The organism is Pseudomonas sp. SMV71, assembly GCF_052042015.1.
Taxonomy (GTDB): domain Bacteria; phylum Pseudomonadota; class Gammaproteobacteria; order Pseudomonadales; family Pseudomonadaceae; genus Aquipseudomonas.
On sequence record NZ_JBKGGU010000019.1, the window covers coordinates 22,690 to 43,203 of the forward strand.

A 20,514-nucleotide genomic window follows, 5' to 3' on the forward strand; every position below is an offset into this window, starting at 1 on the left:
CATGGAAAAACGTGAAGAACTCTACCGCGGCAAAGCCAAGTCAGTTTACAAGACCGACGACGCCGACCGCTTGATCCTGCTGTTTCGCAACGACACTTCGGCGTTCGACGGCAAGCGCATCGAACAGCTGGACCGCAAGGGCATGGTGAACAACAAGTTCAACGCCTTCATCATGCAGAAACTCGAAGCAGCCGGCGTGCCGACCCAGTTCGATAAGCTGCTGGGCGACAACGAATGCCTGGTCAAGAAGCTGGACATGATCCCGGTCGAGTGCGTCGTGCGTAACTACGCCGCCGGCAGCCTGGTCAAGCGCCTGGGCGTGGAAGAGGGCATGAAGCTCAACCCCTACACCTTCGAACTGTTCCTGAAGGACGACGCCAAGGGCGACCCGTTCATCAACGAATCCCACGTCGTGGCCTTTGGTTGGGGCACCGCCGAGCAACTGGCGCGCATGAAGGAGTTGTCCCTCAAGGTCAACGAAGTGCTGACCAAACTGTTCGACGACGCCGGGCTGCTGCTGGTGGACTTCAAGCTTGAATTCGGTGTGTTCAGCGACGGCTCCATCGTCCTGGGCGACGAATTCAGCCCGGACGGCTGCCGTCTGTGGGACAAGGACACCAAGAAGAAGATGGACAAGGACCGCTTCCGCCAGGGCCTCGGTGACGTCATCGAAGCCTATGAAGAAGTCGCCCAGCGCCTGGGTGTACCGCTGTAATCGACGCAAGCATCTGATAGCACGGAAAAAAATTCGCTCGGGGGTTCGCTTCCGGCGAATGTGCTGGTATGATGCGCGCCACTGGAGAGATGCCGGAGTGGCCGAACGGGACGGATTCGAAATCCGTTGTACTGGCGACAGTACCTAGGGTTCAAATCCCTATCTCTCCGCCATTCTTGAATACGACTAAGCCCCTGAAATGGTTGAACATTTCAGGGGCTTTTTCGTTTTTAAGGTTTTTGTTGGCGTGGTGATGGCTTGTTGATATCGTCGAGCGACATTCAGACGCGCAAGGAGCGAGCATGGCCGCAGTGAGTAATTCCGTTGTTCATTTGACGATGCGATTTGAGCGAACGAAGCTCGCTATCGGTACTGGGGTGGTATACGAGCGCGACGGCAAATTTTATATCGTGACTGCTTGGCACAATCTGACGGGTCGTCATCCTGATAATTTGAAATTCCAGAGTTCGCATAACTCCATACCCGATAATATAGTTGTCAGTATTGTGGTTAGTCGTGGCGCTTTTGGAACATCAAGAATGTCAGTTGTTCTCCCGTTAATGGATGAAGATAAAGCACTCTTCTTGATACATCCAACGGGCTGGCCAAGAGTCGACGTGGCAGTCATTCCTTTTGATCCTATGGCGTATCTAAAAATGGAACTTTATCACTTTGATGGTACGGTTCAAGATGTGGTTGTTTCACTTCTAGATACTGGAGGTTCGAATATTCCTGCTGAGCTTTGTCCGATACAACGTTATTTGGTGCCGAATAAAGGTGTTATAGATAGATGGTTGGATAATGTAGAGGTGACCGAAGAACTCTTTATTCCTGGATATCCTCACAATCTCCAAGATTATTACTCGCAGCCTGTATGGAAACGGGCAACAATTGCATCTTCTGTGCAAAGTGGGTGGAACGATCAGCCTAAATATCTTATTGACTCTGCATCTAAGAGCGGTATGTCTGGTTCCCCTGTCCTTTACTACAGTCCGAAGGGGGAAGTAGTTGTAAATGGCGCCTCCTATCGATTTGCAACTGATGTCGCCATACTCGCTGGTATCTACGTAGGACGAGAAGGGGTAACTGATAAGGATGACCCGCAGGTTGGTATTGTTTGGCATACATCAGTGATTGAAGAAATTATTGATGGCGGGACCTTCGAGAAGCTTCCATTTGAGATTGAAATCAGGCCGGGTGATCTAGAGACCGCAGTAAATGAGGAATTCAAAAATACTTCACGGAAGGGGCTCGATAACGTCTTAAACCCCAAGGTGCCTTCAAGGCACATTGTGTGCGAAAGAGTTTTAAAGCGAGTACAGGGGCGAGCTAAACCTGAAGATGTCGTCGAGGCTGTGGTTCGATTGGCGGAAGTTTATGATGGACCTCTCATGCCAGACGACGATGATTAGCAGTAAAGGCAGTAGAACGCCATAGGCGTCTTTTTAATGTTCGATAAAGCAGATCCAGACGCCACTTGCGAACCGCCTTGTGCGATTACGGCTTTCGCCGCTGGGAAGCGCTCTATCTCATCTGGTCAGTCGCTTCGACGGAGTAAATCTAAAGAAGATTGGAAGACTCGTTAATCAGGTCTCTGAAGTGTTGAACAGTCCAGAGTCCTGATTGTTTGAGGTGCTTCGCTAGCGCGGGTCGATGTTATCCAACACTCGATTCGCCAATAGTTCGCTCATTTCGATCACCTGCAAAATACCCATTGCCACACGTCGGCGTGACCCATCGAGGTCGAATGTCAGGTCGTTGATCATGGCGTTGGCCGAGGCCAGGTTTTCGCTGAGGTTGGCGAGCAGGGTTTCATTGTCGATGCCCTCTACGACCGTGAAGAGCTGGGCCGGTGATGGGTCGCTTTTAGTGCCGGCTTCCTTTGGCTTCAAGTAGTAATCAAGCGCCCGGTCGGTAGCTTCCTGGACTTTCTTTGGGTCGAGGCCGGGGGAGCTGGGGTCCGTTTCCGGTGGGTTGGGGGTGACCTTGAACATGTGATGCTCCTATGAGTTGGAGCCGCCACGAGCTGTCGCTAAACAGAATGGTGGCGACTGTACGCAGGTTAGCGAACCGGTCATAGGCACCCGGCAGACCCGAAGGTCTCCTACATACAGCCGCCATGACGTAATTGCAGTGATCCTGCAAAAAAGCATGGAGCGCTCATGTCCTAATGATCCGAGTCGCTAAACCCGATCGCTGATTTTCAGCGACCCGGAAACGATAGAGCCGGGACCCAAGGCGCACAAGCGGGCGGATTCTGGCTTAGTTGTAGGCAAAGGCGCAAGGTAACGTAGCCGGGATCCGTGGGCTTGGTGTTTCCGGGTATGTATGGTTGTAGGACTGGCTACCCGTCTTGCTGAGACGGCGCCTATGAGTAAAGGCCCGCCCACTGTTTAGAGCTGGAATGCATCCGTGGCGAGGGAGCTTGCTCCCGCTTGAGTGCGAAGCACTCACAGAAAGGGGCCGCTTCGCAGCCCAGCGGGAGCAAGCTCCCTCGCCACGGAAAGCCAAGCAGATCCTGATCGTTCTCTCCCTCGAGCCAAGCAGTTCCCAATGCGATTCTCCATCGTATGTCACCACCCTGTGACAATTTGGTCTACCGTCTCTCTAGCAGGCCCCACCTCTGCCGATAGCTAAAGACATACCCTCGAAAAGGAGTAGTACCCATGCCACGGTTTTTCGCCGATCTGGGCTTCCGCTGGAAAATCACCTTGCCCATTGCATTCCTGGCGTTGCTGCTGGTGCTGATGGGGTGGTCGGGCATGCGGGGGATTGGGCAGGTGACTGAGTCCAGCACTCAGTTGACCAATCGGTACCTGCCGGCGATCAGCCTGTTGCTCAACGCCGACCGGGATCTCTACCAGGCTTTCGTCGCCGAGCGCAGCCTGTTGGGCGGTAATGCCGGGGATCATCTGGAGGCCTTGCGCGCCAGTCATCGGGACAATCTGAAGCAGGCCTATGACCGGGTACAGAAATACGCGGCGATGCAGCCGGGGCCCGAGGCGATGGCGTTGGTCAGTCAATTCAATGATCGCTTTGCCCAGTGGTCGCAGATTTCCCGGCAAGTGGTCGAGCAGGCGACGAGTAATCCGCAGGCCGCCAGTGCACTGAGTTTCGGTGAGGGTGAAAGTAAGTTCGATACCATGCGTGACGCCATCGACAAGCTCGGTGAGCTGGAAGATGCGGCTTCCAACCGCGAGGGTCAGACGGCCATAGATCACGGGCAGGCGGTGGAGGTGCAACAGGGCGGCATCTTGCTGGTCGGTCTGCTGGGGTGTGCGCTGCTGATCGTGGTCTTGCCCATGGTGGTGTTGAGCCCCATGCGTCGCTTGCTGCATCGCGTCGAGCAGATTGCCGAGGGCGGTGGTGATTTGAAGGGGCGTCTCGAGGTGCGTTCGGCTGATGAGTTGGGGCAGCTCAGCAGCGCCTTCAACCGTTTTCTCGACAAGTTGCAGCCGTTGATCGCCGAGGTGGGCCGGGTCACTGGCGAGGTGGATGCGGCGGCACGTGCCATGGCCAATATGGCGGCGACCAATGATCAACTGATCAGCAGTGAGCATGCGGCGCTCGATCAGGTGAGTACGGCTGCGACTCAGATGAGTGCCGCTGTGCATGAAGTGGCGCATAACGCTGTAAATGCTTCGCAAGCCGCGCAGCAAGCCAGCAGCCAGTCTCGCGACGGCGCCGAGGTGGTTAGCAGCACCATTGAATCGATCCGCCAGTTGGCCCAGGAAGTAGAGAGCGCTTCGGGCACCATCGAGGCGTTGGCACAGGAAACCTCCAGCATCGGCGCGGTGCTCGAAGTGATCCGCGGCATTGCCGAACAGACCAACCTGCTGGCACTGAATGCGGCCATCGAGGCGGCGCGGGCGGGCGAGCAGGGCCGGGGCTTCGCTGTCGTGGCCGACGAGGTCCGGGCGCTGGCGGCGCGCACCCAGGATTCGACCAAGGACATCCAGGTCCGAATCGAACGCCTGCAGTCCGGTGTCGCCAAGGCGGTCCAGGCCATGCAGGTCGGGAGCAACAAGGCTCGGGACAGCGTCGAGCGTGCCGGCGGCGTCGATCAGGTCCTCAGCGGCACCAGCGGCTCAATCCAGCGGATCAACGACATGGCCGCGCAGATTGCCAATGCGTGCGAAGAACAGAGCAGCGTCACCGAGGAAATTGCCCGCAACATCTCCGACATCCGTGACTTGTCCAACGAAGCGGCGGAGAACTCGGCCCAGAGCATGCTCGCCAGCCGGCAACTTTCCAGTCTGTCGAAAAACCTCGCGGAACTGACCGGTCGCTTCCGCACCTGAGTCCGGTTCGTCCTGGGTATTGAACGCACATGAGCCCAGCGCAATCATCATCCGGTGATTGCGCTGGGTGTGCGCTCAGATCCAAACGTCATTGATCGCGGTTCGCTCGTTGGTTTCCTCACCGGTATTGAGCACGCCACGGGGCTCGATCAGCAGCAGTTTGACTTCCCGTTCGGCACTGGGCTTGTGCTCGATGCCTTTTTTGACCACGTACATCTCGCCCGCACCGATGGTCACCATGCCGTCGCGAAAGTCGATACGAAGCTCGCCTTCCAGCACGATGAAGGTTTCATCGGTCTCGACGTGGACGTGCCAGATGAAATCTCCCTCCAGCCTGACGATCTTGAACTGGTAGTCGTTCATCTCGGCCACGACTTTCGGGGCCCATTGGTCGTGGAACAGGGCGTATTTCTCGGTGAAGTTGATTGGAGCGTAATGGGTCATGACGAGGACTCGAATGAGGTGGAAAGCGCCACCTTACTGCCCGGCCACGGGGAGGGATTGTACGATTGTGCAGCCTTGCGAGGATTTATTGTGGCGAGGGAGCTTGCTCCCGCTGGGCTGCGGAGCGGCCCCTTTTTCTGTGAGTGCTTCGCACTGGAGCGCCAGCCCGGTCAAGCGGGAGCAAGCTCCCTCGCCACAGGGGGCTGCGTGTGTTCATCGAAGCATGTTCAACCAACGTGCCGGTGAGATGCCGAAGGCCTGGGTGTGCAGGCGGGTCATGTGGCTTTGATCGAAAAAGCCACAGGCCAGCGCCACCTCGCTCCACGCCATGCCCTGGAAGGCCAGGCGACGGGCTTCGTTGAGGCGGCGCTGGGTGATGTAGCGATAGGGGCTGGTGCCGTACAGCGCGCGGAAGTCCCGGGACAGGCTCCAGCGATCCCGACCGCTGGCCTGCACCAGGTCGTCCAGGGTGATCACTTGGTCCAGGACATCATGGATGAACAGGCGCGCACGCTCCGCTGCGGGGTAGTCGATCATTCGCCGTCCACGTCGGTTGCCGGCGGCGAGGTCGAGGGCCTGGGCCACATCGTAGATAGCGTCTTCTTCCTCCAGCGGGTCGAGGGAGTGATCGATGCTGCTTAGTAGCCGGCGGGTCGCGATGTTGAGACGAGGATCGCTGGACAGTCCGCCTTCGATGAAGGGCAGCGGCTTGCCCCCCAGCACTTGCTGGATCACCGACGGCTCTATGTAGAACATCCGGTAACGAAACCCGTCGCTGGTTCCGGCTTCGCCATCGTGGATTTCGTCCGGGTGCAGGACAATGGTGCCCCCGGGCTGGCTGTGACGCTTGCTGTGGCGATAGTTGAAGCTCTGGACGCCGGAAAGCGTGACGCCAATGGCGTAGGTGTCATGCCGATGGGCGTTGTAGCCATGACCGCTGAAATAGGCCTCGATGCGCTCCAGCTTCCTCGAGTCAGGAGCCCGCTTCAGCCAGTCGCGATGGTGGTTGGATAGGGTCATTGCGACCGGCCTCTCACGGTTGTCCACGCACCATACCTGACCCAGGGGAAAGTGCGAATACCAGGACCAGACAGGCTCGGGTACCGGCCTGTCTGTCGATACAGCGCGACGCTGTTCAGATCTCCTTCACAGGCGTCTCGCCCTGGACGTTCTTGATCAACCCGATCACGTGCAGGCAGTCACTCTTGTTCACGTAGGACTCGCCGCTGGCGATGGTCTCGTGATTGCCGGCCCTCAGGCGCCAGCGCCATTGGCCTCTTCCGCTGCTTTGGGTGCCGCGGGTCTGACGGTAGATTTCAAAGTACATCGATTCGCTCCCTGCGATTGATTCATTCAAGACATGTGTTGCACATGTGGCTGCAAGCCTAGCCAAGCTGAAGTTTTTGGCTACGGGAAATTCGTATCCATTGGTGAATAGATATTACCGACTCGGGCTTGGATCGGAGACTAGACCCGATGATCAGAACAGGTCATCTTGCGAACCATGAGTCTGCTCCAGGTGCCGGTTTCATCCTTGCGTTGCCTTGTCCGCTCCTGCTTAATACGTTCCGATGCAGTCGTCGTCATTGACGCCAGATCCGTGGGGCCCAGGGCCGCAAGCCTGACGGGACTGAAAACACTATAAGAAAAAGAGCCATCAAGTGACTGAATATCCAGGAACGGATCTACAAGGTCGTCTAGCGCTTTCGCTCGTCATCCCCGTCTTCAACGAAGCCCAGTCCATCGATTTGTTCATCGCCAGGATCGATCAGGTCTTTGCCGACCAAGCGCTGGTGAGCCTGGAGCTGGTGTTCGTCAACGATGGCAGCGTCGACGATACGTTGGGATTGCTGCTGGAAAGACAGAAGAGCGACCCGCGCATCCGGGTCGTCGACCTGAGTCGCAACTTCGGCAAGGAGGCGGCGTTGAGCGCCGGTCTGCAAGCAGCGCGCGGCCAGGCGGTGGTGCCGATCGACGTCGACCTGCAAGACCCTCCCGAGGTGATCTTGGAAATGATCGCCCACTGGCGCAACGGTGCCGAAGTGGTGCTGGGGCATCGGATCAATCGCGATTCCGATTCCTGGGCCAAACAGGTGTCCGCCAACGGCTTCTATCGCCTGCACAACAGGATCGCCGATCACAAGCTCCCGGAAAACGTCGGCGATTTCCGCTTGATGGATCGCTGCGTGGTCGATGCCCTGCAAACCCTGCCTGAATCCCGACGCTTTATGAAAGGGCTGTTTGCCTGGGTGGGATTTCGAACCACTTATGTGGATTACGTCAGGCCTGAGCGCGCTGCCGGGGAAAGCAAATTCAACGGCTGGCGACTGTGGAACTTCGCCCTTGAAGGCATTACCAGTTTCAGCACCGAACCGCTGCGTATCTGGACGTACCTGGGGCTGTGCGTTTCGCTGGTGTCCTTTGCGTTCGCCATGTTCATCGTGCTGCGAACGCTGATTTCCGGGGTTGACCTGCCCGGCTACGCCTCGCTGATGGTCGCGGTCACCTTTCTTGGCGGGTTGCAATTGATCGGCATCGGCGTGCTGGGCGAATACCTGGGCCGCACCTACATCGAATCCAAGCGTCGACCGATTTTCCTGGTACGGCGCATCTATGACGCCAAGGACTGACCATGGACCTCAAGGAAACCGACATCCTGGGCCCGGATATCAAGCAGCACTGGTACTACCGCTCGAAAGCGCGGGCGATGCTGCACATGCTCAAGGGCACATCGGCCAATACGCTGCTGGACGTGGGTGCCGGATCGGGCTTTTTTTCCCACCATCTGTTGACCCATACCGAAACGGCCGAGGCCTGGTGCGTGGACATCAGTTACCCGGCCGATTCCGACGCCCGTACCCATGGGAAACCGGTGCACTACCGACGCGCCGTCGATGGGCTGGACGCGGACCTGGTGTTGCTGATGGACGTACTGGAACACGTGGATGACGACGTCGGGCTGCTCAAGGCCTATGTCGACAAAGTGCCGTCCGGCAGCCGCTTCCTGATCACTGTGCCGGCCTTCCACTTTCTCTGGAGCGGTCATGACGATTTTCTCGAACACAAGCGTCGCTATACGCTCAGGCAGCTGGAAGGCGTCGTGGCGCAGGCGGGTCTGCAGGTGCGCCAGGGTGCGTATTATTTCGGCCTGGTGTTTCCCATCGCCGCCGGCTTGCGCCTGTTGCAGCGCAGCACCTCGCAGGCGCCGGCCAGGTCGCAGCTGGCGCGGCATCATCCGCTGGTCAATGGTGTCTTGAAGTCCCTGTGCAGCCTGGAGCGTCCGTTCATGGGCGCCAATCGCATCGCTGGCCTGACTGTGTTTTGCCTGGCGCAGAAGCCGTGACCTGGGTCCGCACGCCGCTGTTGCGACGGGCCCTGCGCTTTGCCGTGACCGGCTTGTTCGTGACGGCGATCCACGTGCTGGCCGCCGTGTTCTTCATGCATTTGATCCTGGCGAATCCCCCACTGGCCAACGGTTTCGCGTTCCTGGTGGCGACGGTGGTGTCCTATCTGATCAACACCCTGTGGAGTTTCTCCAGTCGCCTGCACGGTCGCACGCTCTACCGTTTCGTGCTGGTTTCAACCGGCGGTTTCGCACTGGCGATGCTGGTGGCCTGGGTGGCCCAGAGCGCAGGCCTGAATTACCTGGCGGGCATCGCGGCCGTGGCACTGATCATTCCGGCGTTCACCTTTATCCTGCATAACTTCTGGACGTATCGATGACCGTTCGTGGCGAGCGTTATTTGTCTCTCCTGTTGCCCGTGCTGCTGGGTGCATTGGCGTTTCTGCTGGTGATCGGCCCGCGGGTCCTGGACCCGACGAACATCGCCTGGCTGGGGGAGGGCGATGCGGCCACCCATTACATGGGCTGGGCGTTTTTTCGCCATTCACCCTGGACCTTTCCGTTGGGGCTGAACCCCTCCTATGGCCTGGAGTTGGGCAACGGCATCATTTTTTCCGATTCCAATCCGCTGTTGGCGTTGATGTTCAAGCCATTCAACGCCTGGCTTCCCGAGACGTTCCAGTATTTCGGCCTGTGGTTGCTGGCCTGTTTTATCTTGCAGGCCTGGTTTGCCTGGCGGTTGGTCGGCCTGGTGACACCGTCGTTGTGGATCCGGTTATTGGGGACCGGGTTATTCGTGTTTTCGCCCCCCATGTTCCTGCGCATGGGCGGGCATCTGTCGCTGTCCGGACATTTCCTGATCCTGGCTGCCCTGTACCTGGCGCTACGGCCCGGTCTGCACAGTCGGCGGCTGGCCTGGGGCGTATTGTTGGCCGCCACCGCGCTGGTGCATGCGTACCTGTTGGCGATGGTCGCGCTGATCTGGCTGGCAGACCTTGCCGGCAAGGTTCTCAAGCGCCAATTGTCCCTGCGCGACGGCTGCATCGAGCTGGGCGGATTGTTCCTGTTGGTCGCGTTCTGCTGTTGGCAGGCGGGCTACTTCAGCGTGGGCGGCGGGACTGTAGCAGGTGGCTATGGTTTGTATCGCTTGAATGTACTGTCGCTGGTCGACCCCAGTGGCTGGTCGTTCATCCTGTGGGATATGCCCCAGGGACCCGGGGACTACGAGGGCTTCAATTATCTGGGGGCGGGCGTCCTGATGCTGGCGATCTGCGCTGGCGCGGCATTGCTTCAGGGTGATACAGGGTTGCTCTGGGCCATACGTGCTAGAAAGTTGTTGCTTTGGGCGCTGGTCGGGCTGACGCTTTTTTCGCTGACCAACAAGCTCGGTATCGGCATGCTGGATGTCCATATCTGGCTACCGAAACCCCTTGAGCTGATGGCGAACGTGTTTCGCGCTGCGGGCCGGATGTTCTGGCCGGTCTTCTATGCCATCGTGTTTGTCATCATCTTCCTGGTCGTCCGGGGCAATCGACCGAGGGCTGCCGTGTGCCTGTTGACGATTGCCCTGGTGGTCCAGGTTCTGGATACCCGAGCCGGCTGGGCTGGCCTGCGCAAGAGCCGGATGGTGCCACCGGCGTCCACTTGGCCTACGCCGCTCACTGATCCATTCTGGGACAACGCCGGCGGTCATTATTCGAAAGTCCGCTCGTTGCTGCCGCAGAACCAGCCGGAAAACTGGCTGTTGACCAGCCAATACGCTTTGACCCATGGCTTGGAAACCGATGGCGTTTACTTGGGGCGGATGGGCACCCGGGAGCTTGCGCACGCTCAACAGCACGCTGAACGTATGCTCGCCAGCGGGCAGTATGACAATGATTCGTTGTACATCCTCGACAGCCGTGCGGCGCTCGAAGCGGCGAAAACCGTCAACCGCCAGACCGACCTGTTGACCCGCATCGATGGCCTGGTGGTGCTGGTGCCGGGCTGGAAGTCTTGCGCCGAATGCGCACCTTTTGCCCACGAAACCCTGGACGTGAGGGTGAAGCCCGGTGAGCGCCAGGTGTTCAACCGGATCAATGGCATGTTGGTCAGCGGCTGGGGGCAGGTCGAGGATTGGGGCACCTGGTCGCAGGGCACCGAGGCTGAAATGACGTTGCAGGTACCGCCAGAGGCCCGCGCCATTTCGATCGAAACGGCAGCCTTCGTACAGCCCAATCATACAAGCCAGCGGGTCGAGGTTTCGGTCAATGGCGTGGCGGCGTTGTCGACTCAATTCACGCGTTTACAGGACAACACCCTGGAATTGCCCCTGACGCCGGCGATGCGTGAAGCGTCGGGTGCCGATGGGCAAGTGCGTCTGCACTTTCATTTGCCTGATGCAATCAGCCCCAAGGCGTTGGGGCTGGGCACTGATGAACGGGTCATGGCGCTGGGGCTAAAATCCCTGACCGTAAAGTGACCCTTCAACAACGCTGATCCATCTGTCTGGACCGGGGAAATGTTGCCCTGTGGCGGGGGGATTTATCCCCGCTGGCTGCGCAGCAGCCCAAAACCTGCATACGATCCGCTGAGTTACCGCCAGTGCTAATGGGGCTGCTGCGCAGCCCGACGGGGATAAATCTCCTCGCCACAAAAAAGCCGCGCCTATGCAATTGTGTTTGGCGTTTGGACTTTTTACGCATAGACGCGCAGCCACCGTCGTTCCTACACTTCCTACAGTCAGGGGATAGGAGCAGGGGATGAACCGCAACGAATTGCGCAAGACCGACATCAATCTGATGGTGGTATTCGAGACGCTGATGCTTGAGCGCAACGTGACGCGGGTGGCGGAGAAGTTGTTCCTGGGCCAGCCGACCATCAGCTCGGCGCTCAATCGGATGCGCAAGATGTTCAACGATCCGCTGTTCATTCGCGTTGGCCATCGCATGGAGCCGACTGCCCGGGCCGAAGAGATCATCCGGCATCTGTCGCCGGCGCTGGATTCGCTGTCGATGGCCCTGAGCCTGACGCATGATTTCGACCCCGCCAGCAGCACCATGACCTTTCGCATCGGGCTCTCGGACGATGTGGAGTTCGGGCTGCTGCCGCCGCTGTTGAGCAGCCTGCGCCAGGAAGCACCAAACGTGGTGTTTGTGGTCCAGCACGCGGATTACTGGCGCATTCCCGATTTGCTGGCATCGGGCGATATCACCGTGGGCATCAGCCAGACGCGTGGGTTGCCGGCCAATGCCAAGCGCAAGTTGTTGCGGCACATCCAGCCTCGGGTATTGCGCGCCGATGCGTCGGATACGCCGCTGACCCTCGACGAATATTGCTCGCGCCCCCACGTGCTGGTCTCTCACACCGCGAACGTCGCCGGTCTCGCTGACGAATGGCTGGCCGAGATCGGCCGTCAGCGTAGGGTCGTGTTGTCGGTGCCGCAGTACAGCGCCTTGCCCGCGTTGCTGGCCGGCACTGACCTGATCGCCAGCATGCCGGATTACACTGCGGCCGCCATGGCTGCGTCGGGCCGATTGTTCAGCGAACCCTATCCTTTCACGACCCCGACCCTGGATTTGTCGATGGTCTGGCTGAGCCATGTCGACAGCGATCCGGCTGAACGCTGGCTGCGCTCCCGGCTGGAGGCGTTCATGGGCGAGCGCGGGCAGCGGTGAAACAAAATCTGCCGCCAGGAATAAAGTCGCGCTAAGGTGGCGACGGTTGGATCACCTCATCGTTTTTTCGAATTGGAGTCGAACACATGCCTCACCTGCACATGGAGTACACCGCCAACCTGTCGGAGCTCAAGGCCGATGTCGCACTGTTGCGCCTGAACAATGCCTTGGTCGCGTCCGGTCAGTTTGCCGCCGAGTCGGATATCAAGAGCCGGGCCACCAAGCTCGAGACGTTCCGGGTGGGCACCGGCATTGGTGAACGCGGTTTCGTGCACGTGAAGCTGGCGCTGCTCAGCGGCCGCTCGCCCGAAATCAAGAAGCAGCTGGCCGATAGCCTGCTGGCGGTGATCCAGGAACTGGGCCCGTGGCCGGATGGCCTGAGTGTGCAGTTGTGCGTAGAGATCCTCGACATCGACCGCGGCCCGTATGCCAAGGCTCTTATCGGTCACTGACGGTTAGGTATCTCGCCCGGCGCAGACTTTGATGATCTGTTCGCGCAGCCAGCTATTGGCGCTGTCCTGATTGGCCGCCTGGGTCCACTGCATGTCCAGGGTAAATCCCGGCAGACCATTGGGTGCTTCGTGGTGATTGAACATCGCCTCGCTGGCCAGCAGCTGCTGAATGCGCCGGGGCAGGGTGAGGATGAAGTCGGTGCCGCTGATCATCTTCAATGCCGCGCTGTAGCTGTTGGCGCGTGCGGCGATTTGCCGTTGCTGGGCCTGTTGCGCGAGCCAGCCGTCCACCATGTTGGTGGGGGACGTCCAGGGCGTAGGAAAGATGTGCCGGCGCCGTACGAAAGTTTGCAGGCTCAGTTGCGGTTCCTGGGGCGCCGCCCGTTTATCGACGACGCAGACCAGATCCTCCTGTAACAGCTGCCGGGACAGCAGGTCGGCATGATGACTGTGAAAGTTGGGACCGAAGCAGATCACCAGGTCCAGGCTGCCGTCGCGCAGTCCATCGACCGGAATGTCGGCCTCCAGCTTGTGCACGTTCACGACCACCGGCAGGTCGGCGTAATCGAAGCCTTGTAGCAACTGCGGCAGAATCAAATGCTCGAAGTATTCCGGTGCACAGATGTTGAAGGTCACCGCTTCGCGTGTCGGGTCGAACGTTGGCGTACCGGCATGGCACAGGTTGATGCTTTGCAGGATTGCCTGCACATGATCGTACATGCCCACGGCCTTGCAGGTAGGACGCATGCCGCTGCGGGTGTTGGTAAACAGTTCGTCTTCGAAACAGGTCCGTAGTTTCTTCAGGCAGTAACTGACGGTGGACTGGCTGACACACAGCGCCTCGGATACACCGCTGACACTGCTTTGTTCGTACACGGCGCTAAACACCATGAGGTCTTGCATATCAAGCTTTCTTAGGGAATTACTGTTCAGCATCCGTTCTGTCTCTCGCTGTGCTCCTTGCGCGGATCGTGCGCAAACCAGGCTGATGATCCTAGCGGAACGATAGTCCCAAGAGAATGCCATGCAGGCCGTTCAACGGTCGGGAGTGGGACAGATAGTGTAGGGAACACGACCTCCAATCAACAGCCGGGCGTTTATCCGTCTTTCCTGACGTTTCAGGCCACGCGCTTAAAAAATAATTTAATAGCAACTTTTTCACGAAAAATTGATGGTGGGCTACCTAAAGTTTGTGCTGCCGTAGGGAACGAATTTTTCATAGTCCTTTTCCGGCATTCTTTTCAAAGAGCAACTTTCAGGAAGCCGTCAACTATCATGCTGACTATTAAAGCCGTGCGCCCGGAATGGGTGACGCTGGTTGCCAGTGCCTTTCTTTTGGCAGGCTTCAACATTGTTCTGTGGCAACACCTGCTCTCGATCACTTCGGCTGATGGTCGTGGCGTGCTGATGTGCGCGGCGTTCGGCGTGATGATTTTCGCTGCTTTCAACCTTGTGTTGACGCTCCTGGCGTTCCGTCCGGTGCTCAAGCCCGTGCTGATGCTGCTGTTTCTGATCAGCGCCGGTGTGGCGTATTTCATGGCTCAGTACGGCGTGCTGATCGATGCCGAGATGTTGCGCAACTTTGCCGAAACCAACGCCACGGAAGTCCGTGACCTGTTGTCGCTGAAGTTGTTTGTTTATCTCGGATTATTAGGCGTGTTGCCTTCCTGGTTATTATTCAAGACACCGATCAAGTACCGCAGCTGGCCCAAGGAGTTGCTCAGTAAGTTGCTGGTGGGGGTGGCCTCGGCGGCGCTGATCGGTGTGGTTGCCATGGCCAACTACCAAGGCTTGTCTTCGTTGTTTCGCAACCACCACGAGTTACGCTTGATGGTGGTGCCGAGCAACTACATCGGCGCGTCGATCGGCTACCTGCGCGAGCAGGTCGCGTCGGCCAAGCAACCCTTTATCCCATTGGGCGAGGACGCCAGCCGTAACCCGGCCTGGCAAACCTACGCGCGTAAATCCCTGACGGTATTGGTGGTAGGGGAGAGCGCCCGTGCCGAGAACTTTGGCATCCTCGGCTATGACCGCGACACCACGCCGACGTTGGAAAAAGAGGCCGGCCTGATCGCCTTTACCGACGTGCATTCCTGCGGCACCGAAACCGCAGTGTCGGTGCCGTGCATGTTTTCCAACATGGGTCGCAAGAACTACGACGCCAGTAAGGCCAAGAATGAAGAGGGCCTGCTGGATGTGCTCAAGCGCGCCGGGCTGGACGTGATCTGGCGGGACAATCAGTCCGGCTGCAAGGGCACGTGCGACCGGGTCACCTTGCAGGATGTGAGCAATCTGAAGGATCCGGCCCTGTGCGCCAACAGCGAATGCCGCGATGAGATCCTGCTCCAGGGCTTGCAGCATTTCATCGATACCCTCGACAAGGACACGGTGCTGGTGCTGCACCAGATGGGCAGTCACGGGCCGGAGTATTTCAAGCGCTATCCCAAGGAGTACGAGCATTTCACCCCGGTGTGCGAAAGCAACGCGTTGAACAACTGCAGCCGTGAAAGCATCGTCAACGGCTACGACAACACCCTGGTGTACACCGATCATGTGCTGTCGACCCTGATCGATCTGCTGCGGGCCAATCAGGACAAGGTCGACACGGCGATGCTGTACCTTTCGGACCATGGTGAGTCGCTGGGCGAATACAACCTGTTCCTCCATGGCACGCCCTACATGCTTGCCCCGGAGCAGCAGAAACACGTGGCGATGCTCGCCTGGTTCTCCGACAGCTATCAGAAGTCGTTTTCGGTCGACACCCATTGCCTGCAATTGAGCCGGGAAAAACCCCTGAGCCAGGACAACCTGTTTCACTCGATGCTCGGACTGCTGGAGGTCAACAGCCAGGTCTACAACCGGGATCTGGACATGTTTGCCAACTGTCGCGGTGCGGTTATCGACGGGGTGTTGGCGCGGGAATGATTCCTACACCTTTTTTTCACGCCTGAGCGTCTAACCTGTCATCCAACCAATTCAAGAGCCGTTTGTATGTCCGGGTTACCCCTGCGCGCCGTCGAGCTTGAGTTCGCCAGGCATCACGATGAGCAGCATGCGCAAGTCTGTTGCCAGCCGGCACCCCGTCGGGTGCGCCTGGTGTTCTGGCGTGACGAGCAAATGGTGCGCAATGCCCTGAAAGTGGCGGGGGAGCCCGGGCTGGTGCTGGATGTGACGTGCGGTGCGGGGCGGTTCTGGCCGGTGCTGGCCGAACATGCCAACCGAGTGATCCTCGCGGCGGATCCCTCGCCGGACATGCTTGAGCATGCACTCACCCACCATGGCGGGGCGTTGCTGGCGCGGGTCAGAACGTTTCCCAGTTCGGCATTCACCATCGGCTTGTCCACCAATGCGGTGGACTGCATTTGTTGTCTGCAATTGTTTCGCCACGTTTGCGCCAGCGAGCATCGCCTGGCGTTGTTGCGCGAGTTTCATCGGGTCAGTCGGGACACGGTAATCGTCTCGGTCCGGATCGAAGGCCGCCTCAAGCTCGGCCGTCCGCCGCAGCGAAGCCTGACCGGCAAGGCTGACATCGAGGCCGAGTTTCGCCAGGCCGGGTTCAGCGTGCTGTGGTACCAGGATTTCCTGCCCGGTTTCGCATTGACGCGTGTTTATGTACTGCGTAAGACCTGATAACTCCTGATGTAGGACTATTCTTGTTTTTGCGCAGGCGATTTCTCTCAGGCTCTTGCTCTATGGGTGCTCGCAACCGCCAACGGCGATATATACTGCGCGCCATTCTTCAAGGGAGAGCCGTGTGGCCATCGATATTCACTGGATTCGCGACAACGATAGCCTCGGTCAGTTTTGCGCCGAATGGCAGCAGTTGCCATTCGTCGCCCTCGACACCGAATTCATGCGGGTCGACACCTTTTATCCCATCGCCGGCCTGTTGCAGATCGGCGACGGCAAGCGCGCCTACCTGATCGACCCCTTGACCATCGACAACTGGCAGCCTCTGGCGGTCCTGCTGGAAAACCCGGCTGTGCTCAAAGTGCTGCACGCCTGCAGCGAAGACCTCGAAGTGCTGCTGCGCCTGACCGGCAGCCTGCCCGCGCCGCTGTTCGATACCCAGTTGGCGGCCGCTTATCTGAACCTCGGTTTTTCCATGGGCTACTCGCGGCTGGTGCAGGACGTGCTGGGCATCGAGCTGCCCAAGGGCGAGACCCGTTCCGACTGGCTGCAGCGGCCGCTGTCCGAAACCCAGATCAGCTATGCCGCGGAAGATGCCGTGCATCTGGCGGAAGTTTTCGTACAGTTGCGTCCCAAGCTTTCTGACGAAAAATACGCCTGGGTGCTGGAGGACGGCGCCGAGCTGGTGGCCAACCTGCGTCGCGAAGTCGACCCGTACGAGGTGTACCGCGAAGCCAAGCTGGCCTGGAAACTGTCCCGTGCCCAACTGGCCGTGTTGCGTGAGCTGTGTGCCTGGCGCGAGCGCGAGGCGCGCGCCCGTGACTTGCCACGCAACCGCATCATCCGCGAGCACTCGCTGTGGCCGCTGGCCCGTACGCAGCCGGACAATCTCGGCGCGTTGGCAAAAATCGAAGACATGCACCCGCGCACCGTGCGCCAGGACGGCGAATTCCTGTTGGCCCTGATCCAGCGCGCCGCCAGCCTATCGCCCGAGCAATGGCCGCCGGCCGTGGCCGAGCCACTGCCCATCGAAGCCTCGGCGCTGGTCAAGCGCCTGCGGGCGCTGGGGCAAGCTGAAGCCGAGCGCCTGGGGATCGCCCCCGAACTGATGTTGCGCAAGAAAACCCTTGAGGCGCTGATCAAGAGCGGCTTTCCCGAGGGCCCTTACCAATTGCCCGATTCGCTGCGTGGCTGGCGCCGCGAATTGATGGGCCAGGCACTGCTCGACAGCCTGGCCACTGCCGGAGAACAGCCTTGAAACGTATCTGCTCCATTTACCGAAGCTCGAAGAAAAACGAGATGTACCTGTATGTGCTCAAAAGCGATGCCCTGGCCCGCGTGCCGGAGCCGTTGATGGCGGCCTTCGGCAAAGCCATCCATGCTTTTGACCTGGTGTTGAGCCCCGAGCGGCAGTTGTCCCGGGAGGACATCAACAAGGTATTGGAAAACCTCGACACCCAGGGATATCACCTGCAGATGCCACCGGCCGAAGACGAGTACATCGAACATTTGCCCGAAGAGCTGTTGCGGCGTAACGACCCGGTCTGACACTGCCCGGGCGTTCGCTTGGGATTTTCTGAAATACCGAATGATTTTGGCGACGATTGCCTGGATGGAGTGACACTCTGTCGGCGCTCGTCTGCCCTGGCTTTGAAAGGTTTGATTCATGCGCGTTCTGATTGCCGAACACGACCACGCGGTGTACGCCCAGCTCTTGCGTCAGGCGGCACCCGATCTCGAAGTACTGACCAGCGGCGACTCCGCTGAACTGTCGCGGTTGGCCAGCGATTGCCCGGTCTGGCTCGGCCAGCCGGACCTGCTGGCGACTTTGTTGCGCCAGGGGCACCGGCCCCATTGGTTGCAATCGACCTGGGCCGGCATCACGCCGTTGCTGGCCGAGGGCCTGACCCGCGATTACCGCTTGACCCGGGCAGTCGGCATTTTTGGCCAGGTGATGGCCGAGTATGTGCTCACCTACATGCTCGGCCACGAGCGGGAGGTGCTGGCGCGGTTGGTCAGCCAGGTGGAACGCAAGTGGGACAATCGCCAGGGCCAGGGCCTGGCGGGGCGCAAGGTGTTGATTGTCGGCACCGGCGATATCGGCCAGCGCGTGGCGCAGTTCCTGGTGCCGTTCGGGGTGCAGTTGTATGGCATCGCCCGGCAGCCTCGTGAACTCGAACCTTTCATCGAGGTGGGTGGGCTGGCGGATCTTCCGCGTCTGGTAGGCGAGGCGGATTACGTCATCAACCTGCTGCCCAACACCCCCGAGACCCATGATGTGTACGATGCGGCGCTGTTCAAGCAGTTCAAGCCGAGCGGGCTGTTTATCAATGCCGGACGCGGCGTCGCCGTGGTGGATGCGGACCTGGTGCAAGCCCTGAAGGACGGTCATCTGGCCGGTGCGGTGATCGATGTCTGCCGCCAGGAACCACTGCCCCAGCGCCATCCGTTCTGGACCGCCTGGGGCCTGCTGTTGACCGGCCACAGCTCGGCACCGACCTCGCCACCGATGATGGCGCAGTTGTTTCTGGATAACCTGCGGGCTTATCAGTCCGGCGGGGCATTGCGCGGGGAAGTGGATTTCAGCCGGGGGTACTGACAGGCACCACCAGAAACTGAGGGAGTGGTCACAGCGTCTGCGCCCGCCACCAATCCCATCGTGGGAGCGAGCCTGCTCGCGATAGCGGTGTGTCAGTCACCCCAGTGCTGGCTGGCGTGCCCCTATCGCGAGCAGGCTCGCTCCCACAAAAGACAGGATTACAGAGTGAAATCACCTTCCGTCACCAGCTCGCTCAACGGCCGGCGCGGGCTCGGGGTTTCGCGGGCCTGGAGGTACTCGGCCAGGGTGGATTTGTCCCCCAGCTTGCCAATCGCCACGGCAGCATGCAGGGCATAGCCGTCCGGGATCTTCAGTTCCTTGCGGGTCAGCTCCTGGTCGAAACCGGCCATGCCGTGGGTGTGCCAGCCGCTGAGGCTGGCTTGCAGCGCCAGGTGGCCCCAGGCCGCACCCGTGTCGAAGGTGTGCCACAGCGCCGGGGTTTCCTCGGTCGCGCCGGGCACGGCGAAGGTGGTTTTCGACGCGATGATCACCAGTGCCGAGGCGTGTTGTGCCCAACCGCGGTTGAACTCGTTGAGCAGGCCCAGGAAGCGCTCCCAGTTCGGCGTGTCGCGGCGCGCATAGAGAAACCGCCACGGCTGGGAGTTGTACGCCGATGGCGCCCAGCGCGCCGCTTCGAAAAAGCCCAGCAGGGTTTCTTCGGCAATGGCCTCGCCCGTGAAGGCGCGGGGCGACCAGCGTTCGATGAACTGGGGGTGGATGGCGTAGTCGGCGATGCGGGAATTGGCGCTCATGGCTTACCTGACCGGATGGGGGAAGATGAATTGAGCAACCTACGTCCCGGCGCGCAGCCTGACAAGCCCCGCACTACCGACAGTCGCCAGTGCTTGGCCTCAAGAGGCCCCGGCACTAGACTGTCGGCCTTTTCACCACCTGATGTTGATGCTTGAGCCATGGCCGCCAAAGTCGAACCGTTCTGGATACGCAAAACCCTCGATCAGCTCGATGCGCAGGAATGGGAATCGCTGTGTGACGGCTGTGGCCTGTGCTGCCTGCAAAAGCTCGAAGACGAAGATGACAACAGCGTCTATTACACGCGCATCGCCTGCAAACTGCTGGACCTGAAGACGTGCCAGTGCACCAACTATCCCAATCGACGGGAATTTGTGCCCGATTGCATTCAACTCACGCCGGGCAAGGCCGATGAATTCAAGTGGCTGCCGCCAACTTGTGGTTATCGGTTGGTCAGCGAGGGCAAGGATTTGCCGTTGTGGCACCACCTGGTCTGCGGTGATCGCGATGCCGTGCACCATGAACGCATTTCCCAGTCCGGGCGTATGCTGGCCGAAGGCAGCGTGCCTGAAGAGGATTGGGAAGATCATCTGATTTTTCGCGCCGGCTGAGCGTCCCGGCGCC

The 20,514-nt window shown here is 59.4% G+C and carries 21 protein-coding genes, 1 tRNA gene and 1 pseudogene; 17 read left to right on the forward strand and 6 right to left on the reverse strand.

All coding sequences use genetic code 11. The features are described 5' to 3' along the window. The first annotated feature begins 1 nt into the window (after position 1). From purC to ACLEJQ_RS19340, 3 genes are all read left to right on the forward strand, one after another. Positions 2-715, forward strand: a complete 714-nt coding sequence (gene purC / locus ACLEJQ_RS19330) for a phosphoribosylaminoimidazolesuccinocarboxamide synthase (RefSeq protein WP_025212375.1) — start codon at positions 2-4, stop codon at positions 713-715. 83 nt (positions 716-798) lie between these two features. Then, positions 799-888 (forward strand) — tRNA-Ser (locus tag ACLEJQ_RS19335). Positions 889-1,017: 129 nt separating this feature from the next. Further along, entirely contained in the window at positions 1,018-2,127 is a 1,110-nt protein-coding gene (locus ACLEJQ_RS19340) for a hypothetical protein (RefSeq protein ID WP_440797523.1), read from the forward strand. Positions 2,128-2,355: 228 nt separating this feature from the next. Here ACLEJQ_RS19340 and ACLEJQ_RS19345 read toward each other — a convergent pair whose 3' ends face one another. Continuing rightward, positions 2,356-2,709 (reverse strand): DUF6124 family protein, encoded by a 354-nt coding sequence (locus ACLEJQ_RS19345; protein ID WP_440797525.1) that lies wholly within the window; start codon positions 2,707-2,709, stop codon positions 2,356-2,358. A 672-nt stretch (positions 2,710-3,381) separates the two neighbouring features. On the opposite strand from ACLEJQ_RS19345, the pseudogene ACLEJQ_RS19350 reads away from it, so the two are divergent. Next, positions 3,382-4,158 (forward strand): annotated as a pseudogene (locus ACLEJQ_RS19350) (MCP four helix bundle domain-containing protein); the annotation flags it as partial. A gap of 78 nt (positions 4,159-4,236) precedes the next feature. After that, positions 4,237-5,016: a methyl-accepting chemotaxis protein gene (locus tag ACLEJQ_RS19355; RefSeq protein ID WP_440797664.1), complete on the forward strand. Its 780-nt coding sequence runs from the start codon at positions 4,237-4,239 to the stop codon at positions 5,014-5,016. A 75-nt stretch (positions 5,017-5,091) separates the two neighbouring features. On the opposite strand, the gene ACLEJQ_RS19360 is transcribed toward ACLEJQ_RS19355, so the two are convergent. From ACLEJQ_RS19360 to ACLEJQ_RS19370, 3 genes are all read right to left on the reverse strand, one after another. Then, positions 5,092-5,460 (reverse strand): cupin domain-containing protein, encoded by a 369-nt coding sequence (locus ACLEJQ_RS19360; RefSeq protein WP_440797527.1) that lies wholly within the window; start codon positions 5,458-5,460, stop codon positions 5,092-5,094. Positions 5,461-5,673: 213 nt separating this feature from the next. Beyond that, the gene (locus tag ACLEJQ_RS19365; RefSeq protein ID WP_440797530.1) at positions 5,674-6,480 is read right to left on the reverse strand and encodes an AraC family transcriptional regulator; all 807 of its coding nucleotides are present in this window, start codon (positions 6,478-6,480) and stop codon (positions 5,674-5,676) included. Positions 6,481-6,595: 115 nt separating this feature from the next. Beyond that, entirely contained in the window at positions 6,596-6,787 is a 192-nt protein-coding gene (locus tag ACLEJQ_RS19370; RefSeq protein ID WP_245145723.1) for a YegP family protein, read from the reverse strand. A 334-nt stretch (positions 6,788-7,121) separates the two neighbouring features. Between ACLEJQ_RS19370 and ACLEJQ_RS19375 the strand changes: the two genes are divergently transcribed. The 6 genes from ACLEJQ_RS19375 to ACLEJQ_RS19400 all read left to right on the forward strand — a co-directional run bounded on the left by ACLEJQ_RS19375 (position 7,122) and on the right by ACLEJQ_RS19400 (position 12,911). Then, entirely contained in the window at positions 7,122-8,090 is a 969-nt protein-coding gene (locus ACLEJQ_RS19375) for a glycosyltransferase family 2 protein (RefSeq protein WP_440797532.1), read from the forward strand. Positions 8,091-8,092: 2 nt separating this feature from the next. Beyond that, positions 8,093-8,803 carry a class I SAM-dependent methyltransferase gene (locus ACLEJQ_RS19380; protein WP_440797534.1) on the forward strand — a complete coding sequence of 237 codons (711 nt, stop codon included), beginning with the start codon at positions 8,093-8,095 and terminating at the stop codon, positions 8,801-8,803. Beyond that, on the forward strand, positions 8,800-9,183 hold the full coding sequence (locus ACLEJQ_RS19385; protein ID WP_440797536.1) for a GtrA family protein: 384 nt from the start codon (positions 8,800-8,802) through the stop codon (positions 9,181-9,183). The genes ACLEJQ_RS19380 and ACLEJQ_RS19385 overlap by 4 nt, the downstream gene beginning before the upstream one ends. Then, positions 9,180-11,264 carry a DUF6311 domain-containing protein gene (locus tag ACLEJQ_RS19390; protein WP_440797538.1) on the forward strand — a complete coding sequence of 695 codons (2,085 nt, stop codon included), beginning with the start codon at positions 9,180-9,182 and terminating at the stop codon, positions 11,262-11,264. Before ACLEJQ_RS19385 ends, ACLEJQ_RS19390 begins: the two co-directional genes overlap by 4 nt. Positions 11,265-11,544: 280 nt before the next feature. Beyond that, complete coding sequence (locus tag ACLEJQ_RS19395; RefSeq protein WP_440797540.1) at positions 11,545-12,459, forward strand: LysR substrate-binding domain-containing protein; 915 nt, start codon at positions 11,545-11,547, stop codon at positions 12,457-12,459. A gap of 86 nt (positions 12,460-12,545) precedes the next feature. Then, the gene (locus ACLEJQ_RS19400; protein ID WP_440797542.1) at positions 12,546-12,911 is read left to right on the forward strand and encodes a 5-carboxymethyl-2-hydroxymuconate Delta-isomerase; all 366 of its coding nucleotides are present in this window, start codon (positions 12,546-12,548) and stop codon (positions 12,909-12,911) included. A gap of 3 nt (positions 12,912-12,914) precedes the next feature. On the opposite strand, the gene ACLEJQ_RS19405 is transcribed toward ACLEJQ_RS19400, so the two are convergent. Then, a complete protein-coding gene (locus tag ACLEJQ_RS19405; RefSeq protein WP_440797544.1) occupies positions 12,915-13,847 on the reverse strand; it encodes a LysR substrate-binding domain-containing protein in 933 nt (310 codons plus the stop codon). Positions 13,848-14,186: 339 nt separating this feature from the next. On the opposite strand from ACLEJQ_RS19405, the gene ACLEJQ_RS19410 reads away from it, so the two are divergent. The 5 genes from ACLEJQ_RS19410 to ACLEJQ_RS19430 all read left to right on the forward strand — a co-directional run bounded on the left by ACLEJQ_RS19410 (position 14,187) and on the right by ACLEJQ_RS19430 (position 19,140). Next, positions 14,187-15,836 (forward strand): phosphoethanolamine transferase, encoded by a 1,650-nt coding sequence (locus ACLEJQ_RS19410; protein WP_440797546.1) that lies wholly within the window; start codon positions 14,187-14,189, stop codon positions 15,834-15,836. A 66-nt stretch (positions 15,837-15,902) separates the two neighbouring features. Next, the gene (locus ACLEJQ_RS19415) at positions 15,903-16,541 is read left to right on the forward strand and encodes a class I SAM-dependent methyltransferase (protein WP_440797547.1); all 639 of its coding nucleotides are present in this window, start codon (positions 15,903-15,905) and stop codon (positions 16,539-16,541) included. 124 nt (positions 16,542-16,665) lie between these two features. Further along, entirely contained in the window at positions 16,666-17,799 is a 1,134-nt protein-coding gene (gene rnd, locus ACLEJQ_RS19420) for a ribonuclease D (protein ID WP_440797549.1), read from the forward strand. After that, on the forward strand, positions 17,796-18,089 hold the full coding sequence (locus tag ACLEJQ_RS19425; protein ID WP_440797551.1) for a YcgL domain-containing protein: 294 nt from the start codon (positions 17,796-17,798) through the stop codon (positions 18,087-18,089). The genes rnd and ACLEJQ_RS19425 overlap by 4 nt, the downstream gene beginning before the upstream one ends. Positions 18,090-18,207: 118 nt before the next feature. Beyond that, on the forward strand, positions 18,208-19,140 hold the full coding sequence (locus ACLEJQ_RS19430) for a D-2-hydroxyacid dehydrogenase (RefSeq protein ID WP_440797553.1): 933 nt from the start codon (positions 18,208-18,210) through the stop codon (positions 19,138-19,140). 158 nt (positions 19,141-19,298) lie between these two features. On the opposite strand, the gene ACLEJQ_RS19435 is transcribed toward ACLEJQ_RS19430, so the two are convergent. Further along, the gene (locus ACLEJQ_RS19435; protein WP_440797555.1) at positions 19,299-19,892 is read right to left on the reverse strand and encodes a nitroreductase family protein; all 594 of its coding nucleotides are present in this window, start codon (positions 19,890-19,892) and stop codon (positions 19,299-19,301) included. Between the two features lie 159 nt (positions 19,893-20,051). Between ACLEJQ_RS19435 and ACLEJQ_RS19440 the strand changes: the two genes are divergently transcribed. Continuing rightward, the gene (locus tag ACLEJQ_RS19440; protein ID WP_440797557.1) at positions 20,052-20,501 is read left to right on the forward strand and encodes a YcgN family cysteine cluster protein; all 450 of its coding nucleotides are present in this window, start codon (positions 20,052-20,054) and stop codon (positions 20,499-20,501) included. Positions 20,502-20,514 lie beyond the last annotated feature (13 nt).

Coding starts and splice junctions, on each gene's coding strand:
- ACLEJQ_RS19390 (WP_440797538.1), top strand. CDS start 9,180: ATGACCGTTCGTGGCGAGCGTTATTTGTCTCTCCTGTTGCCCGTGCTG.
- purC (WP_025212375.1), top strand. CDS start 2: ATGGAAAAACGTGAAGAACTCTACCGCGGCAAAGCCAAGTCAGTTTAC.
- ACLEJQ_RS19405 (WP_440797544.1), bottom strand. CDS start 13,847: ATGCTGAACAGTAATTCCCTAAGAAAGCTTGATATGCAAGACCTCATG.
- ACLEJQ_RS19430 (WP_440797553.1), top strand. CDS start 18,208: ATGCGCGTTCTGATTGCCGAACACGACCACGCGGTGTACGCCCAGCTC.
- ACLEJQ_RS19400 (WP_440797542.1), top strand. CDS start 12,546: ATGCCTCACCTGCACATGGAGTACACCGCCAACCTGTCGGAGCTCAAG.
- ACLEJQ_RS19415 (WP_440797547.1), top strand. CDS start 15,903: ATGTCCGGGTTACCCCTGCGCGCCGTCGAGCTTGAGTTCGCCAGGCAT.
- ACLEJQ_RS19345 (WP_440797525.1), bottom strand. CDS start 2,709: ATGTTCAAGGTCACCCCCAACCCACCGGAAACGGACCCCAGCTCCCCC.
- ACLEJQ_RS19395 (WP_440797540.1), top strand. CDS start 11,545: ATGAACCGCAACGAATTGCGCAAGACCGACATCAATCTGATGGTGGTA.
- ACLEJQ_RS19340 (WP_440797523.1), top strand. CDS start 1,018: ATGGCCGCAGTGAGTAATTCCGTTGTTCATTTGACGATGCGATTTGAG.
- ACLEJQ_RS19435 (WP_440797555.1), bottom strand. CDS start 19,892: ATGAGCGCCAATTCCCGCATCGCCGACTACGCCATCCACCCCCAGTTC.
- ACLEJQ_RS19360 (WP_440797527.1), bottom strand. CDS start 5,460: ATGACCCATTACGCTCCAATCAACTTCACCGAGAAATACGCCCTGTTC.
- ACLEJQ_RS19380 (WP_440797534.1), top strand. CDS start 8,093: ATGGACCTCAAGGAAACCGACATCCTGGGCCCGGATATCAAGCAGCAC.
- ACLEJQ_RS19365 (WP_440797530.1), bottom strand. CDS start 6,480: ATGACCCTATCCAACCACCATCGCGACTGGCTGAAGCGGGCTCCTGAC.
- ACLEJQ_RS19440 (WP_440797557.1), top strand. CDS start 20,052: ATGGCCGCCAAAGTCGAACCGTTCTGGATACGCAAAACCCTCGATCAG.
- ACLEJQ_RS19355 (WP_440797664.1), top strand. CDS start 4,237: ATGGCGGCGACCAATGATCAACTGATCAGCAGTGAGCATGCGGCGCTC.
- ACLEJQ_RS19410 (WP_440797546.1), top strand. CDS start 14,187: ATGCTGACTATTAAAGCCGTGCGCCCGGAATGGGTGACGCTGGTTGCC.
- ACLEJQ_RS19370 (WP_245145723.1), bottom strand. CDS start 6,787: ATGTACTTTGAAATCTACCGTCAGACCCGCGGCACCCAAAGCAGCGGA.